General features: G+C 44.6%; 14 protein-coding genes. 5 read left to right on the forward strand and 9 right to left on the reverse strand.

The genetic code is table 11. From position 1 onward, the window contains the following. Positions 1–100: 100 nt before the first annotated feature. Complete coding sequence (locus K6V26_RS09025; protein WP_224265144.1) at positions 101–3,961, forward strand: TIM-barrel domain-containing protein; 3,861 nt, start codon at positions 101–103, stop codon at positions 3,959–3,961. A gap of 123 nt (positions 3,962–4,084) precedes the next feature. Beyond that, positions 4,085–4,846 (forward strand): LytR/AlgR family response regulator transcription factor, encoded by a 762-nt coding sequence (locus K6V26_RS09030; RefSeq protein ID WP_007656631.1) that lies wholly within the window; start codon positions 4,085–4,087, stop codon positions 4,844–4,846. A gap of 13 nt (positions 4,847–4,859) precedes the next feature. Here the strand turns inward: K6V26_RS09030 and K6V26_RS09035 are convergent, their stop codons facing one another. Next, entirely contained in the window at positions 4,860–5,738 is an 879-nt protein-coding gene (locus tag K6V26_RS09035) for a helix-turn-helix domain-containing protein (protein ID WP_007656633.1), read from the reverse strand. A 186-nt stretch (positions 5,739–5,924) separates the two neighbouring features. On the opposite strand from K6V26_RS09035, the gene K6V26_RS09040 reads away from it, so the two are divergent. Further along, positions 5,925–6,149 (forward strand): winged helix-turn-helix domain-containing protein, encoded by a 225-nt coding sequence (locus tag K6V26_RS09040; RefSeq protein ID WP_007656634.1) that lies wholly within the window; start codon positions 5,925–5,927, stop codon positions 6,147–6,149. A gap of 59 nt (positions 6,150–6,208) precedes the next feature. Here the strand turns inward: K6V26_RS09040 and coaW are convergent, their stop codons facing one another. Beyond that, positions 6,209–7,051 carry a type II pantothenate kinase gene (coaW, locus tag K6V26_RS09045; RefSeq protein WP_007656635.1) on the reverse strand — a complete coding sequence of 281 codons (843 nt, stop codon included), beginning with the start codon at positions 7,049–7,051 and terminating at the stop codon, positions 6,209–6,211. Between the two features lie 90 nt (positions 7,052–7,141). Here coaW and K6V26_RS09050 point away from each other — a divergent pair, with 90 nt between their 5' ends. Together K6V26_RS09050 and K6V26_RS09055 are read left to right on the forward strand one after the other, a co-directional pair. After that, on the forward strand, positions 7,142–7,738 hold the full coding sequence (locus K6V26_RS09050; RefSeq protein ID WP_007656636.1) for a MarC family protein: 597 nt from the start codon (positions 7,142–7,144) through the stop codon (positions 7,736–7,738). A gap of 143 nt (positions 7,739–7,881) precedes the next feature. After that, complete coding sequence (locus tag K6V26_RS09055) at positions 7,882–9,003, forward strand: tyrosine-type recombinase/integrase (protein WP_224265145.1); 1,122 nt, start codon at positions 7,882–7,884, stop codon at positions 9,001–9,003. Positions 9,004–9,128: 125 nt separating this feature from the next. On the opposite strand, the gene K6V26_RS09060 is transcribed toward K6V26_RS09055, so the two are convergent. From K6V26_RS09060 to K6V26_RS09090, 7 genes are all read right to left on the reverse strand, one after another. Next, the gene (locus K6V26_RS09060) at positions 9,129–9,422 is read right to left on the reverse strand and encodes an HU family DNA-binding protein (RefSeq protein WP_046147085.1); all 294 of its coding nucleotides are present in this window, start codon (positions 9,420–9,422) and stop codon (positions 9,129–9,131) included. Between the two features lie 3 nt (positions 9,423–9,425). Beyond that, entirely contained in the window at positions 9,426–10,232 is an 807-nt protein-coding gene (locus K6V26_RS09065; protein ID WP_224265146.1) for a DUF4906 domain-containing protein, read from the reverse strand. Between the two features lie 20 nt (positions 10,233–10,252). After that, positions 10,253–10,639 carry a hypothetical protein gene (locus K6V26_RS09070; protein ID WP_224265147.1) on the reverse strand — a complete coding sequence of 129 codons (387 nt, stop codon included), beginning with the start codon at positions 10,637–10,639 and terminating at the stop codon, positions 10,253–10,255. Positions 10,640–10,657: 18 nt separating this feature from the next. Continuing rightward, positions 10,658–11,443, reverse strand: coding sequence for a fimbrillin family protein (locus K6V26_RS09075; RefSeq protein WP_007656640.1), 786 nt, complete (start codon positions 11,441–11,443; stop codon positions 10,658–10,660). Between the two features lie 96 nt (positions 11,444–11,539). Beyond that, positions 11,540–13,114, reverse strand: a complete 1,575-nt coding sequence (locus K6V26_RS09080; protein ID WP_010803153.1) for an ATP-binding protein — start codon at positions 13,112–13,114, stop codon at positions 11,540–11,542. Between the two features lie 290 nt (positions 13,115–13,404). Further along, on the reverse strand, positions 13,405–14,175 hold the full coding sequence (locus tag K6V26_RS09085) for a DUF4469 domain-containing protein (RefSeq protein ID WP_224265148.1): 771 nt from the start codon (positions 14,173–14,175) through the stop codon (positions 13,405–13,407). 67 nt (positions 14,176–14,242) lie between these two features. Next, positions 14,243–16,666: a DUF4906 domain-containing protein gene (locus tag K6V26_RS09090; protein WP_224265149.1), complete on the reverse strand. Its 2,424-nt coding sequence runs from the start codon at positions 16,664–16,666 to the stop codon at positions 14,243–14,245. Between the last annotated feature and the right edge of the window lie 237 nt (positions 16,667–16,903).

A 16,903-nucleotide genomic window follows, 5' to 3' on the forward strand; every position in this document is an offset into this window, starting at 1 on the left:
TGAAATTTTGTTATAGGATATATTTATTATTTTTTGCTAATGATAATTATATCCTGTAAGTTTGTTGCTTAAATCATTTATTCGTTAAAACAACATCAACATGAATGACACTATTAGAAAAATGAAACAAAGGAAAGTGCTCATACTCGCTTTGGCCTTCCCCTTGTTTTCACCCTTATCCATGCAAGCCATACAAAGAGCCGACAATGTATGTATGGAAATACAGCAGGATAAGAAAATTGTCGGTGTGAAACAGATCAATCCTACGACTGTTGAACTCCTGTTCTCCGATAATCAGAGAATGGCCTTTGACTTTTATGGAGAGAACATCTTCAGAGTATTTCAGGACGTCAACGGAGGGATCATCCGTGACCCGGAGGCCAAACCGGAAGCACAGATCCTGGTCAATAACCCGAGAAAACCGGTATCTCCGTTAACGCTGAAAGAAGATAATAAGACTATTTCTATCAGCACCAAAGAGATCAGACTGGAACTGGATAAAAGCACTTCCCTGTTGAAGGTGACCAATCTGGCAACAGACAAAGTTGTCCTGGAGGAGGTAAAACCTGTTCTTTATGATAAGGGAAAAACAATCCTTACCTTAAAGGAAAATCCCGGCGAATACTTCTATGGCGGTGGTGTACAGAACGGGCGCTTCTCGCATAAAGGAAAAGCGATCGCTATCGAAAACCAGAACAGCTGGACCGATGGCGGCGTTGCCTCGCCTGCCCCCTATTATTGGTCTACCAATGGCTACGGCTTTATGTGGTACACCTTCAAACAAGGTAAATATGATTTCGGTGCAGCCGAAAAAGGGACAGTAATATTGTCACATGATACCGATTATCTGGATGCGTTCTATATGGTCAATGACGGTGCCGTATCCCTGTTGAACGATTTCTATCAGCTGACAGGTAATCCGGTTTTATTACCGAAGTTCGGTTTCTATCAGGGACACCTGAATGCTTATAACCGCGACTACTGGGTGGAAGACGAGAAAGGTATCCTTTTTGAAGACGGCAAACGTTACAAGGAAAGCCAGAAAGACAATGGCGGTGTAAAAGAATCCCTGAACGGCGAAAAGAACAATTACCAGTTCTCCGCCCGTGCCGTGATCGACCGCTACAAGAACCACGATATGCCGTTCGGCTGGTTATTGCCAAACGACGGTTACGGTGCCGGATACGGACAGACCGAAACATTGGACGGAAATATCCAGAACCTGAAAAGTCTGGCTGATTATGCTCATAAAAATGGTGTCGAAATCGGACTTTGGACACAGTCGGATTTGCATCCGAAACCCGAAATCAGTGCCTTGTTACAGCGTGATATCGTAAAAGAAGTACGCGATGCCGGTGTTCGTGTTTTGAAGACCGACGTGGCTTGGGTAGGTACCGGTTATTCATTCGGACTGAACGGTGTGGCTGACGTAGGTCATATCATGCCTTATTATGGTAACGATGCGCGTCCTTTCATTATCTCCCTTGACGGTTGGGCCGGTACGCAACGTTATGCCGGTATCTGGTCGGGCGACCAGACAGGCGGCCAGTGGGAATATATCCGTTTCCATATCCCGACTTATATCGGTTCGGGATTATCCGGACAACCGAATATCACTTCCGACATGGATGGTATCTTCGGCGGAAAGAACCTGGCAATGAACACACGCGATTTCCAGTGGAAGACCTGGACGCCGATGCAGTTGAATATGGACGGTTGGGGTGCCAATGAGAAATATCCGCATGCCCTTGGCGAACCGGCAACATCTATCAACCGCTGGTATCTGAAAATGAAATCGGAGTTGATGCCTTATGCCTACAGCATTGCAAAGGAAGCAGTAGACGGTAAGCCGATGATCCGTGCCATGTTCCTGGAATACCCGAATCAGTATACTTATGGTAAAGCAACCGAATATCAGTTCATGTACGGACCGTATTTCCTGGTTGCCCCTATCTATCAGGAAACACAGGCAGATGAAAAAGGTAACGATATACGCGACGGCATTTATCTGCCGGAAGGAATCTGGGTAGACTATTTTACCGGAGAGAAATATGAAGGCAACTGCGTTATCAACAATTTTGCTTCTCCGTTATGGAAGTTGCCGGTATTTGTAAAGAGCGGCGCCATCATTCCGATGACTAACCCTAATAATAATGTTACCGAGATCAATAAGAACCTGCGCGTTTATGAAATTTATCCGGACGGTAACAGTTCGTTTACTGAATATGACGACGATGGCACGACACAAGCCTATTTGAAAGGTGAAGGTGTAACGACCCGGATCGAATCGGAAGTAGGCAGTAAGAATAATGTAACGATTACAATCCGGCCGGCAGTAGGCAGCTTTGACGGTTTCGTAAAAGATAAAGCAACCGAACTCCGTATCAATGTTTCCGAAATGCCGAAAAAAGTGGCTGCCAAAGTTGGTAAAAACAAGGTAAAGCTGACGGAAGCCCGTTCGATGGACGAATTCCTGAAAGGTGAAAACGTTTATTTCTATGATGCAACACCCAACCTGAACAAGTTTGCAACGAAAGGAAGCGAGTTTGAAAAGGTAACGATCACTAAGAACCCGCAGTTATTGGTAAAGCTCGCTTCTGCGGATATCACAGCGAACGAAACAAGCATCAGCTTTGAGGGTTACAAATTCGATATGGGTAACAGCCACCGTGTTTCGACCGGTACACTGGCCGCTCCTGTTGCACAGGTTACAGATGAAAACCTGGAAGCCTATTCATTGAAACCGACCTGGAATAAAGTGGCAGGTGCTGACTTCTACGAAATTGAATTCAACAATATGCTGTACACGACTATCAGAAATACAGAATTGTTGTTCGACGGGCTGGAAGCCGAAACTGATTATGCCTTCAAGATCCGTTCTGTAAATAAAGACGGTTATTCCGATTGGTCTTCCTTTAATGTGAAGACGAAATCGAACCCGCTCGAGTTTGCCATCAAGGGAATCCGGGGTGAAGTAACTGCCGAAGAGCAGGGTGGTTTCGAAATCTTCCGTTTGTTCGACTTTGCTGAACTGGGAGACATGTTCCATACGAAATACCGCAAGAATGCTATACCGTTCGATATGATCATTGACCTGCGCACGGTTAACCAGCTGGATAAATTCCATTATCTGTCACGTCAGGACGGCGGTAACGGAACAATGCTGAGAGGTTTCGTCTCTTACAGTATGGATAAAGAAAACTGGATACCGGTCGATTCCTTCAAGTTCGAACGCAACGGTGATGTGAAGATATTCGAATTCAAGGATAAACCGAAAGCCCGCTACATCAAACTGAATGTGACGGAAGGTGTCGGCAATTACGGTTCAGGCCGCGAATTGTACGTCTTCAAGGTACCGGGAACAGAAAGTTACCTGCCGGGCGATATCAATAACGACAAGAAGATCGACAGCAATGACCTGACTTCTTACATGAACTACACAGGTCTGCGTAAAGGTGACAGCGACTTCGATTATGTAAGTGCCGGCGATATCAATCAGAACGACCTGATCGATGCTTACGATATATCCGTCGTTGCCACTCAACTGGATGGCGGCATCGAAGAACAGGATACTGCAAAAGTAGCCGGAACGATCGGGATCAGCGCACCTAAACAGTCCTACAACAAAGACGAGATCGTGGAAGTCAAGGTAACAGGTACAGACCTCAAAGCGGTTAACGCATTGAGTTTCGCTTTGCCGTACGACCAGCAGGATTACGAATTTGTCGGCATAGAGCCGTTAAACCTGAAAGTCATGGAGAACCTTACTTACGACCGTCTGCATACAAATGGTCAGAAGGCCTTGTATCCTACTTTCGTTAATCTCGGTGACAAGGAAGTCTTGGAAGGTACAACCGACCTGTTCATCCTGAAGCTGAAAGCAAAACGCAAAGTCAAGTTCAACCTGAAGGCCATCGATGGCATACTGGTTGATAAAGACCTGAATATGTCTAAGTTCTAAGAACTTGCCATAGATAAAATTCAGAATCCCCTGTTTCGGTATAATTGTCCGGAACAGGGGATTTTTTTATGGCTTAAAATAGTATCTTTGTCTGAACGATATATAAAACGGAAGACTCTGAATATGGAAATGCTACAGAAAATAAGAAGCGTCATCGTTGAAGATGAATCGGCTGCCCGTGAGGCATTGAAGAATTATCTGGCAAAATACTGTCCGGTCATCGAAGTGGTCGGAGAAGCCCACGACTGTAAATCGGCCGTCCCTTTACTCCATGAACTGGAACCGCAATTGGTGTTTCTGGATGTGGAAATGCCCTACGGCAATGCATTCGACGTATTGGAAGGATGTAAAGACCTGTATTTCGAAACCATATTTGTCACCGCTTTTTCTGAATATTCGCTCCGGGCGTTGAACCAGAGTGCAGCTTACTATCTGCTGAAACCGGTCAGCATCGAAGAACTGATCCTTGCCGTAAATAAGGTACAGCAACACATCGTCAACCGGGAGATATTCAATCGCAATCAGATTCTGATTGAAAATATGCGCGAGCCGAAACCGGAAAAGCGCCAGGTGATCCTCCCTACTCTCGAAGGATTTGAAGTGATAAAGATGGAAGATATCATCCGGTTGCAGGGAAACGGAAATTTCACCGACATCTATTTGAAAGATAAAAGCAAGAAGATGGTCTGCCGTTTTCTGAAATATTTCAGCGAGATATTGCCGTTCCCGTTTGTCCGTGTACACAAATCACATATAATCAATCTCCATTGTGTCAGGTCATACCACAAAAACTCCGGCGGTTACATCGTGCTGGAAGATAATACGGAGATAGAAATATCCTCCAGCTATAAAGATGATTTTCTCCGGTTACTGAAATCGCAGTGAAAAAAGTTACAGTTTAACTGTTGCGGTACTCCTGTGGTGTCATGCCGGTATGCCTTTTGAAATATCTATTGAAGAACGACATATTGTTGAATCCCAGCGAAAAGGCAATCTCCTTGATCGGAAGTTCCGTTGATTTCAGCTGTGCTTTAATGTCCATCATAACAATGGCGGTTATTATTTCGAGCGCCGTCTTTCCTGTTTCCTTTTTTATGGTCGAACAAAAATGGGAAACGGTAACACCCAGATGTTCCGCATAAAAAGCAACGCTCCGTTGTTTCGTATAATTCGACATGACCAGTTTGATAAACTCACGGCACATCACTTTACTGCGTGAATGCAATGCGCTTTTCCACTTGCCGTGATTCTTATACAATTCGGCCGTACCTTGCATAAAAATAGTGAAAACGGATTTAATGATCTCCTTATTCTCCAGCGTACAAGGCAATGAATAAGCATGGATCAACGGTTTGAAGATATCCTGATATAACTGTGAAAGATCTTCCGATAAACAGATGACCGGATTCTCAGCCAGTATAGGAAGTAACCGTACGGTTGTTAAGACCAGGTTATTATTCTCCATGAAATCCTGCGAAAAGCAGGCGTAGAAGAAATGAGCATCCGGAGAAACGTCATTGAGCTGGACGAAACTGTCCGGCGTTAATGTGATAAAATCATCTTTTTTGATTGTGTATTCAGACAGATTGATTGTAGCATGGACAGAACCTTCTACACAAAATGCAAAAAGCACTGCTTTCATTTTACATGAAAAGCGCACGTAGCGATTCAGCATGTCTCCGGTGATATTGTCGCCTGCAATAAAATCCGTGGGAATGTCAAATATTTGTATGTTTGCCTCCATATTGTCCTGATAAATGATTTTCAAAGATAGCATATTTGAGTTTTCTACACCAATAATCGCAAAAACAGGACATAGAAACCCAATAATAGGTATTGATCGTTCCGTTCAAATCTATGTACTTTGCAAAAGTTTAAACAAAGAAAGAAAAAAAGAACCGAAAGAGTTCTCTTTTGTTTTATTCTAGAAAGAGGACATGTATTATCTAATAAAATTATAATTATGGAACTAGAGAAGATCGGAGAAAATGCCGGCAAAGTCTGGCATGTGCTGAATGAAGGAAGAGAGTTGACAATACCAGAACTGAGCAGACGGATTGACCTGAGCCACGAAGATACCACCTTAGCAATCGGATGGCTGGCCAGAGAAAACAAAATTTACATACAACGTAAAAACGGGCAGATATTGGTAAGCAACGGAATACAACAAGGACTATACTTTGGATAATATATCATCAAAAGCGTCAGTAAGGTTCATATGCCTGCTGACGCTTTTTTATTATCCGGCTATTTTATCTCCTGATGTTGCCGGTTATTAATATAGGTCAGTGCCGCACCGATCGCCGTCCGGTATTCTGCATATTCCGGTATCAGAAAATGCCCCCCGTACATTTCTTCCAGCCGGGGAAAAATACTTTCACATTGCGGCAATTTCGTCAGATTCCCGATCAGGACGTAATCATGTATGTCGCTGTTCAGTGCAGCAAGGATCACTGATTGCCCGATGCATTGAAGTACCATGTAAATAATACCCAACGCTACGTCTTCCTGCGATGAATTGGCTCCCGCCTTTCCGAAAGTAGAGGCTGTCGCATCCAGAGGCAGTCCGGGCAAAGGTATATTACAGATATCCTGGATTTGCAGGTTTATAGTCGTTATATCTCCTTTCAGGGCCAGCTTGACAATCTGGTGAAAATCCTGCGTTTTAAGTAGCAGGCGGGATAACCCCAGTATGGTACCCCCACCGATCCCTATACCGCCGATATGTTCGATCAGCGGACCGTCCACTTTTACAAACGAAGTCCCTGTCCCCATACTGACAACGATCAGCTTATCCAGCTGCGTCAGATACTGCGCCCCGAGTCCGTTAGCCAGAAATTCATCTGTTTTGGCTGTAGGCAAACCATAGAGCGGCTGATTGATGTATGCACTGCCCACACCGGTGAGCATCACTTTCTCTATGTCGGAAAGGGGAATATCATTCTCATATAAATACTTGCCGAAAGCACCGAACAGCGATGTTACCGGGTCGGTTGCCTTGACAAACATGGGATTCCGGATCTCCTTATCGTCGATCCCCACTATTTTGGTAGTGCTCCCTCCTACGTCTATACCAATTACTATGCCCATAATTTTTTTGTTAATATCGGATTCAAAGATACGTGTTCTTATTGAAAATTAGTACCTTCACGGATAATAACTTTAAATGGAGGACCGGATATGTTCGCAGATTTTAATTTTCAACAGATGATAAGTGCTTTCATCGTACTGTTTGCCGTAATCGACATTATTGGTTCCATCCCCATTATCATCAATCTGAAGGAAAAAGGAAAAGACGTGAATGCTTTAAAAGCAACGGTTATATCTTTTATCCTGATGATCGGCTTCTTTTATGCTGGCGATTTTCTCTTGAAACTATTCCATGTGGATATCGAATCGTTTGCTGTGGCGGGGGCATTTGTTATTTTCCTGCTGTCGTTGGAGATGATACTGGATATCGAGATATTCAAGAATAACGGACCGATCAAGGAAGCCACACTGGTGCCTCTGGTCTTCCCCTTGCTGGCCGGTGCCGGTTCGTTTACAACCCTGCTTTCATTGAGGGCAGAATATGCCAGTATCAATATTGTAGTCGCTTTGATACTGAATATGCTATGGGTATATTTTGTGGTGCGTATGACTAAGCAGGTGGAACATCTGCTGGGAAAAGGCGGTATCTATATCATCCGTAAGTTTTTCGGCATTATCCTGTTGGCTATATCCGTCAGGTTGTTTACAGCCAATATCACTCTGTTGATTGAAGCGCTGCACGAGTAAAAAGTTACCATAATAAGGATATTTTCAGATCCTTTTTCATTCAATTCGGCTTGATAGTCAAACTATCTTGTTTTCTTTTTGTTTCTATATACCGGACATTTTATTGAATTTACTTGCATTTTTGCCGAACTAAATCAACAATTATGATGGATATAGAATTTAAGCAGATTTATCCTCCGTTACGCGATTGCGTAAATCGCCTGATCGAGCGGAAGATACAAGCAGGCAGGGACAGGACCGCTGCCAATTACCGAAGTGCATGGAACAAGTTTGTGGCCTACAAAGGTCGTAAAGTAAGGGAACTGACTATTGCAGACCTGACGGCAGGGTTGGTACAGGAATTTGTCATGTGGCTGTTGCAGGATAAGAAATCAAGAAATGATGAACTTAGTCCCGGCAGCCAGGACTTTTACCTGCGCAATCTGAAAGCGATCTATAATAATATAAAAAAAGATCTGCATTATCATGATCCTGCCGGAAATCCTTTTGCGGGATTGCATATCACAGTCCCTTCCACCCGTAAACGGGCTCTTCCCGAGCGTGACATCAAGAGGCTGGCCCGTCTCGATCTGTCTGACAGACCGGAGCAACTAGAGGCTCTTCATCTTTCCCTTTTTCTTTTCTATGCCCGCGGCATGTGTTTCGTAGATGCCTATAAACTGGAACAGGACAATGTGCATTACGGATATATCCAATATAACCGTAGCAAGACACAGGCTGTCCTACAGGTAAAGATCACTTCGGAAATGCACCATATCATGCAGTTGTACAAACGGAAAGATTCTCGCTGGGTATTCCCGTTCCTGCACGAAAAGCTGGTTGGGAAAGGTGTATTGACGGCTCAATCGTCTTTACATCGTGTGAACGAGTATCTGAAAGAGATCGGTGACAGACTGAACCTTCCTTATCCCCTGACCACTTATGTGATGCGCCATAGTTGGGCGTCGCTGATGCTGGAGTCGGGTTCGGAGATAGGGGTTATCAGCCAGTCGCTCGGTCATATGTCTCTGCAAACGACACAAATATATCTGGGGCAGTTATCCAAATCAAAGATGGATAAGGCCTCCGAAGATATGCTGGATCATCTGGTTCGTGGTAGCCGGAAAAAACAACTTCAGGAACCTTCCGAACCCGTACCCGCGCCCCCTGCCCCAGTATCAACCCCTCCTGTTGTAGTCCGGCAACCCCAGCCTTCTTCTGGTAGCAGATGGAAGAATGTACTGACGTCGCTGGCAACGCGGTTGCTGATGTTTGCAACAAGTTGATAATATAAAAGTGTCAAAGGAGGTATGCCATAACCTTGTTTTGTCATGGCGGACTTGATCCGGGATGACAGGGCAGTGAACTTTGGTATACCTCCTCTACTTTTGCAGCCTCTCTAATGTAGACTTCAATCTTTACGTTTTCCTTTACTATTCAGATATTCGAGCAAGCCTTTGCCCGGTTTGAATTTTACACTGTTACGCGATGGAATGGTTACCGGTATGCCTGTTTTGGGATTCCGTCCCGGCCGTTCGCTTTGCGACCATAATGTGAAGGTTCCGAACCCCTGACTGACCATCATCCCTTCATCAATAAGGGCATCCGCAAGTATATTTTCGTAAGTACCGATAAACGTTAGAGCTTCTCTCTGTGAGATAGATAAACGGGTAGCAATTCTTTTAGCAAATTCAATCTTATTCATAACTTAAAAATCAACAATGATATTTTTTATTACATCTACTTCATCAAAAATAGCCACATTCCCATCGGTGATCTCTACACGCACGTCGGCACTGTTGGGACCGGCAATCCTGAATGTAATGTCATAAGAATAATCGCGGGCTATGTTATAGTCGTTCGTGAAGTTTCCTCCCAGGTAAAAAGTATATTTCACTTTTACACCGTCGGTATGTGATGGATCATATTTGTAAATACCGGCCAGTTCAATATAAGTACATCCGGCTAACTTGTCGGACTCACTTCCCGGACCATTTTCTTTCTGATTCTTTCCCTGCTGGGTGGCAGATTTGCCGATGCCACGGAGGTTTTCGGCCATATAGAACTCTCTAGAAACGGTCTGGTTTGGAGATGTTATCTGGTCGACCGTCATGTTAAAGGCACCTTTGACTACATCGACGGTGGTAGGATAAGTTTTTTCATTTGTCCCTGCTGCCCTATAGGTTGCCATATTTTGAGGAAGGTTATATATTTTAACGGTTGCATCGCCACTTGTTTCATCCAACGCAAAAAGGCCGGGAGAGACAGATGTGATATTCACTTTTATTTTAGCAAAAGTCCTGAACATCTGCGCCCTCACTTTTATCACACCTTCGTTCGTCGGGGTATAATAAAATGGTTCGGATGTTAGTAGTTTGGGAGATGTTGTCACAAATGGTTTTCCCGAAGTTCCTATAGGCACAGTCTTTGCTTTTAGGTCGCTTTCAGTTATCTTTGCCAACTCTTCTGCTGTCAGCGAATACATAGCATCATCACTTCCTTCATTTGTCAACATAGCCCTGCTTCCGTTCGCAATCACATAAAAGAGGCGTCTGCTGTAAATTTGCTTATATCCGTATCTCCTCCCGTTTTTAGATTGACAATCAGGCCATCCTGATTCTCGTCTGTGGATTTAGAGATGCCGGACTGAGGAACATAAAGCGCTTTTAGACAACTACCGGTACTTTTATTATCATCGTCGTTTACCTTAAACTGAACGATCCATATATTTTGTACTTCTACACCGCCTAAAACAGGCTTCGTGTCACCTGTTCCTTTTGTTTCCACATGGATAGACTCCGGCATGCTTAACTGAATATATAACTGCCTTGTTTTTTCCTGCAAGCCATCTTTTTCGCAGCCGCAGAAACATATGCAAAAGAATAACAGGGATAATATCCCTTTTCCTTCTATCTTTTTCATTTCTTTTCCTCCTTTTTATTATTTGCCGACTTCGTCTGTCGAAAATTTTACAGTCGTATATTCCAGAATAGCCAGTGAAAGGTCTGTCGGTTCCTGGTCTCCGAAGAATGTCAACGTGAATTCGAACTCGTATGTCATTCCCGGAAGGAATGATTTATATACCTTTGGCCTGTAGGGGAATATTTTATGTGTAAGTTTACCATTTTTCATATAACCTATATTCAGATTGAGTTCGAACTCCAACGGATCGGTTCCTATCAATGGCAGTATCACTAAAGGCGTTGTATTTTCACGACCGGCTTGTACATTATCATTGTTGCCATTAGAGAAGTCTGTCTCACCCAATCCGGCAGTACCTGTTTGTGGAACAGTTTCACCATTGTACCAGACCGTTTCCCCCATCTGATAGGATAAATTACAGGAGAGCTTAGTAATATTTACTGATGAAACAGCTAATGTTGATACGGAAACCGGTTGGGTACGATTCGCTTGTACCTTTATGACCACATTCGAGCAAAGCCGTGTAAACGGTTCAGGCAAGGTAACCGACATCATGTTTTCGCCAGCCGATGTCGGTTGGACAGAGATGCCTTTGAGGTTTGAATACATAAAATCTTTGCCGTTGGATACTTCGATCAGATTCTTTGCTCCATTAGCTGTTGGATAAAAATCCTGACTATTATAGGATACCAGGTAAATATCATATTCTCCGCGGTAAAGAGTCAAGCCTATATCATCGGCAGCCACAGCAGTACCGGCCTCATTGACTACATAGTCACCCGATCCTATCGGTGAACCATACATATAGGATACGGTTTGTGCCTTTGCGATCCCGTGTCGGGCACGGGAACGGGATAGCTCATTTATTTCTATATTTTCACCTGCCGCGAACCCCGCCTATCAACAGAAAACGGCTTTCCATTCACCGATATTGCGGTCTTCTTTGTTGAAGTCGGCGCCGACTTTGACTAACTGGCGGCCATCGACTGTGTATGGGATCAGATAGCCTTTGTCGTCGATCTGTTGGAGGGCTTTGTCTACCGAACCGTCCAGTTTGAATTCGAATACGTAGATGTAGTCGGTTGTTTTTACCACTGCATCCGCACGCCCTCGGGCACTGCGAACTTCGGCTTCTATATATTGCCCCAACAGTTTGAAGACCAGATAGAAGATTATCTGGTAATGCTGTTCGGTCCGGTCGTTCAGTTCATAGGGAATGTCTGCAAAGAAAGCACGCAGCCGTTCCATAAATGCATCGACATCACCGGCACGCAACTCCTGGCTGAACTTACCGATATAAAACGGAGCATTCGCTTCCGATAAAGACGTATAATACGGTGTGATAAAGTTTAACCATCCATATTCCACTTCGGCATTCGGATAGCCAAGACGGAAAAAGTTGAATTCTGAATCATAATCTTTGATCGTCAGATACCCACTCTGATAAATGATCGGCACCGGGTTCTGAAAATCCGCCCGGTAGTCGGTCAGTGCAGCTGCCGGCACTTCTATGCCGTCCAGTTGGCGCAGATCGTAGTCTGTCTTTTTCAGCATATCAACCAGCATCGTAGGTGTTCCCGTAGCAAACCAATAGCTGCTGAAACGTTTCTGTAGTAATGCATTCAATACACTGAAAGGGTTAAAGATACCCTCTGTCCGGAACTCCGAGAAATGATAGCCGTCGTAACGTTTCGTCAGTTCATTTACTGTTTGTTCGTATGTCAGCTTGTTCATGGCGGCAAGGGCAGCCAGTTCGGGTTGAAAGTCGCGTTCGATTTCTACCTTTGTCATACCGCAAACCGTTGCATAATCGGGAGCCATACTGATATCTATCAGTTGGTTCAGGTTACTGAAAATACCCAGTTGCGAGAACTTTGTCACTCCGGTGATAAATACAAAACGCAGGTAGCGGTCAGCATCTTTCAGGACGGTGTAAAAGCCGGTCAGCATTTCGCGGTAAACGTTGTGCAGGTCATCATTAAATAATGTACGTAACAGAGGTTTGTCGTATTCGTCAATCAGAACGACAACCTTCTCCCCTGTTTTCTCACAGGCTTGTTGGATAATTTGCATGAAACGACCTTCGTAATTAGTTGATTCCTTCTTTTTTGTGATTTCATATTTATCTTCCCAAGCAACCAGGTGATCATCCAGTATTTGTTCCAAACTCTCTTTCGTTTCGTAGAATTTCGCATTGAGACTCAGATGAAGCACCGGATACACTTTCCATTCTTTCTCCAGTTGTTCGATAGCCAGTCCCTTGAACAGGTCTTTCCGTCCGAGGAAATAAGCTTCGAGCGTGGAAAGCAGCAGGCTTTTACCGAAACGGCGCGGGCGGCTCAGAAAATAAGGTTTGCCGGTCGTTACCATTTTGTAAACCAATGCAGTCTTATCTACATATAGATATCCGTCTTCCCTCAAAGAGGTAAAATCCTGTATCCCTACCGGGAGTTTTCTGATCGGTGTTGTTTCCATGTCTCTGTTGTTTTTAAGCACGAACACAAAGATAAGAATAATATGCTAATGTTGCATATACCAATGGATATAGTAAATAGTTTGAGATTTATCAAAATTGGCACATTGGCACATTAGCTAATTGGCACATTATTTCTTTTCTTTATCAGTCTCATCATGTCAAAGAACGCTTGTTTTTGCATCGACAGTCGATGCCGTGTTGCACTGGGTGTAAGTACAACGTTACACTCGATGTCGATGCAACGCTGCACTTGGTGTCGATGCAACACTACATCGACCCACCCTGCAAATCATTCGATTTCAGGACGATCTCCGCCGCCGGAGTCGCCTACCACCAGTTTCGTTGGATATTCCAGGGTACGTGCTTCTTTCAAAGTCGTACTGCTTTGGCTGAACTGTGTGACGATACGCAATGTATAGCTGCCGTTGGCCAACGCCGGAACACGGGCGATCACCTTGCTGGGGTCGTTCTGGGTGAGACGGCGGGTCACTTTGGTCGTTGTGCCGTCGCCAGCAACGAAGAAAACGCCTACCACAGCCTCGTCGCCTGTTATTTTGATGTTATTGCCCGTAATCATAATATCTTCGCTTGCCGTAATCGATCCGTCGAACAGGCCGGTCAGGGTATCGGTAACAAGCCTGATACGGGCCATGTCGGCTTTTGTGCCCATGTTGATCACTTTTACGTTTTTCAAGGCATCGCGAAGTTTCTTCGTCGGAACGATGTCGAATGTCAGTTTGTGGATAGCCGGGTCGAACTGGGCATCCAAGTTCTCGAAAGCACCCAGGATACGCGGGGAGAACTGGCAAAGGTCCGTTGTCACGCTATCGCCGTTCAACAGGGCTTCGAGAATGATATCACTGTCCTGCGACGTTACCGAAAGAATGGTCGGCAACTTCAGCTCGGAGCCGGTGCGCTTGATTTCCCGGGCCGTATCTTCTTTGGTCAGGGTTTTCGGACCGGTTTTCACTTCGGCAATACAGTCTTTTGTATTGTCTTTTGTCAATGGGTTATCACGCAGATAAAATTCCCAGTAATACTCTTTGTTGTAATCTTCCATGATGTTTCATGTTTAATTGTTAATACTAATGTTGTTTATTTAGTCCGGCATAGAGCCGGAGTCTAATTTATTTCTCTTGAATGCAGCGAACAGACATGCCGTAAGCTTTAACTGCTTTATCATCATTTGTCAGAAGAAAAGCGCCATGCGCTTTGATTTCCGTATAGTAAACGTATGTTGTTTTCGATGATTCATGCGCAGAATACATCACAAAACAAGCGGCACTTGTTCTCAACAGGCCTGTTCCAGCCTCTCTCATCCAATACATCGGAAACCAGACAGATTTACAAGAATAGTCCGCATACGTTTCTCCTGGATATAAGTATAAAAGCCCGTTGGTTGCCTTTATCACCGCAGCTGACTCAGCTATCGGAGATGTAAGCCATTTTTTATTGTTCACCAACGCCAGATTACTGCCAAAAGCAAAGCCATCAAACATTGTGTAATTTGTAGCGTTGTAGAAATCCGGCACTTTCCACCCTTTCGGACAAGGATCATAGATCGTCTTCGTTGACGGTCCCCATAATCCATTCTCTAAATACATCTTACGATAAAAAGTAGATGGGTTGGCAATAGAATTCGCCAGACTTCCTCCATCTTCCTTGCCTAACGGTATCGTATATCCGTCAGCATTGAAGATCGTATTGGCTTCTTCATAAGAGCCATCGGCCGAACCTGGCATCGGATCTTTACGCCCCCATTGGTAAAGAACGCCATACGTACGGGCCGACTCCAGATCACTTTCCAATGCCGGGACAGCACGGATAGCACCCAGGTTACGATCCATGATGACTTTTTTATAGAAAGCACCCGACTCTTGTGTCCAGCTGGCACCTTGATAAGTATGTACTATTCCGCCCCGGGTGGTATTCTGAGCTGCTTCGATAGCCTTGGTCCGGCTAGTAGCATCACCAGCAGTAAAACTCCCAAGTAATGCCGGCACGTAATCTGAAACCCATATATGCCAGCTCCAGAGAGCGATTTTGTCATCCGTACCATATGCGGCTATCAAAGCGTTTCCTCCGTTGGTAACGGGTACTTTCAGATGGATACGTGCATCTTTCGCAATATCTCCATTCGTGAGTTTCACCAGATTACTGTGGTCACTCTCACTTATCGGATAACCCATTACCAGTTCACCACTGGTTCCGGCATCTTTGTTTTGCCAGAGTATTTTCACCTTTTTAATTTCTTTTCCATCCTTGATCGAACCATCGGTTGTCAGTTCGGTATTCCACCCATTCACTCCCGCTTCATGTTTATAGGGATTAAAGCAGATGTTCGTACCCGGAAGCATCATGAAGCAGTTGGAAGTCGGTTGTTCGTTGGTGCTTTTTACCGGTGTCTGGTCGAGCAACTGGATGCGTGGGTCGTTGACATAGTCGGCCTTATTGATATTGACTGTCCAATGATAGTTGGTATTTTCCAGTAGGTTGAAATCGTCGGTTTCGTTGCCGCCTAAATAGACACGGTAGTAGAGGCGTTCTTTCTTTTCGCTGTTGTCTACCACAAACTCGGCATAAGTGGCTGCTGGGTTGGCGTTCGTCTTATTACGGTAATAAGGGGAATTGGAATAGGAAGATATGCCGCGGGCATTGGCGGGAATCCAAACGGTCTTCGCGCTGTTGGCATTATCCAGTTCTGTTCCTGTCAAGCGGTAAACATCGACAAACTCGGCAACGGAGCTCGGATAGACGTTGCCCCATTTGGTCTCTTCTGTTCGAGGGATCAAGCGGTAATGGGCAGGAACCTGACAGAGTTTGACTTCTTTCAGGGTATAGCCTTTTTGAGTCATGTCCGAGGCAAAAGTCCAGTTTAATTCTACTTTTGTGGCCAGCCGTTTGAGCAACAGGCGGACGTCTTGGCCTGCCGGACTTTCGATTTTACCGGCGGAGGTGATATTGACGTTTTCCAAATAGAGGTAATAAGTCATATTGGCCAGACTGTTACCGATAGCATTGGGCGCAATGGCATTGATATTGCTTTCCTTCGCTTTCACTGTCATGTTCTGCACTTCAGATAATGTTTTACCGGATAGTGATTCGAAATCGGCGGAAGCCCCCCGGGTGACAAGCAAAAGTTTGCATCCGGTTGCCTGCTTCAGGCTAGCTGTAAAAGTTGAACCGACAGTGACGTTACCTAGTGCTTTACCGCCAATCTGCTTTCCACTTCCATCATATTGCCAGATTTCCAGATTGTAGAGTTTGTCAGGAATATCTGTTCCTGATTTGGTCTGCATACCATAAACAGGAACGGCCTCCAAAGCCGAACGGCTGTTGCTACCTGCCTTACTGGTCGGCGAAGCGGTTGCTCCTGCCCCGTCTTCTTCGTCGGCAATACCGAGATTGAGCGTTACTTCCACCGTCTTTCCTTCCGACGGATTTACCGTCGGAGAGTCGATTTTGTCTTCGCAACCTGTGCTTATTAATACCAGTGATAAGAGTGTCATAATAACTCCTTTCGTTTCTAATTTTTGTCCTATACTTGCCATCCTTTTATCATTAATTTACTACATCAAAAGCGCCGTTTTAACATTTCGTCAGAATCTCTTTCTTTTATAAGAAAGAGAGTTGGGACTGACGCTATCCGTGTAATCGTTGTTTTTCAACACATTACACTCTGCAGTAAATCAAAAAACTTCTACGCCCAAAAGGATGGCGTTATTTCAATATTATCAAATTGTAGCAAAATACTACCTGAAAACCTTGCCCCGGTCGTTAAAAGTTGC

The sequence above is a fragment of the Parabacteroides goldsteinii genome, from assembly GCF_020091425.1.
Taxonomy (GTDB): Bacteria; Bacteroidota; Bacteroidia; order Bacteroidales; family Tannerellaceae; genus Parabacteroides; species Parabacteroides goldsteinii.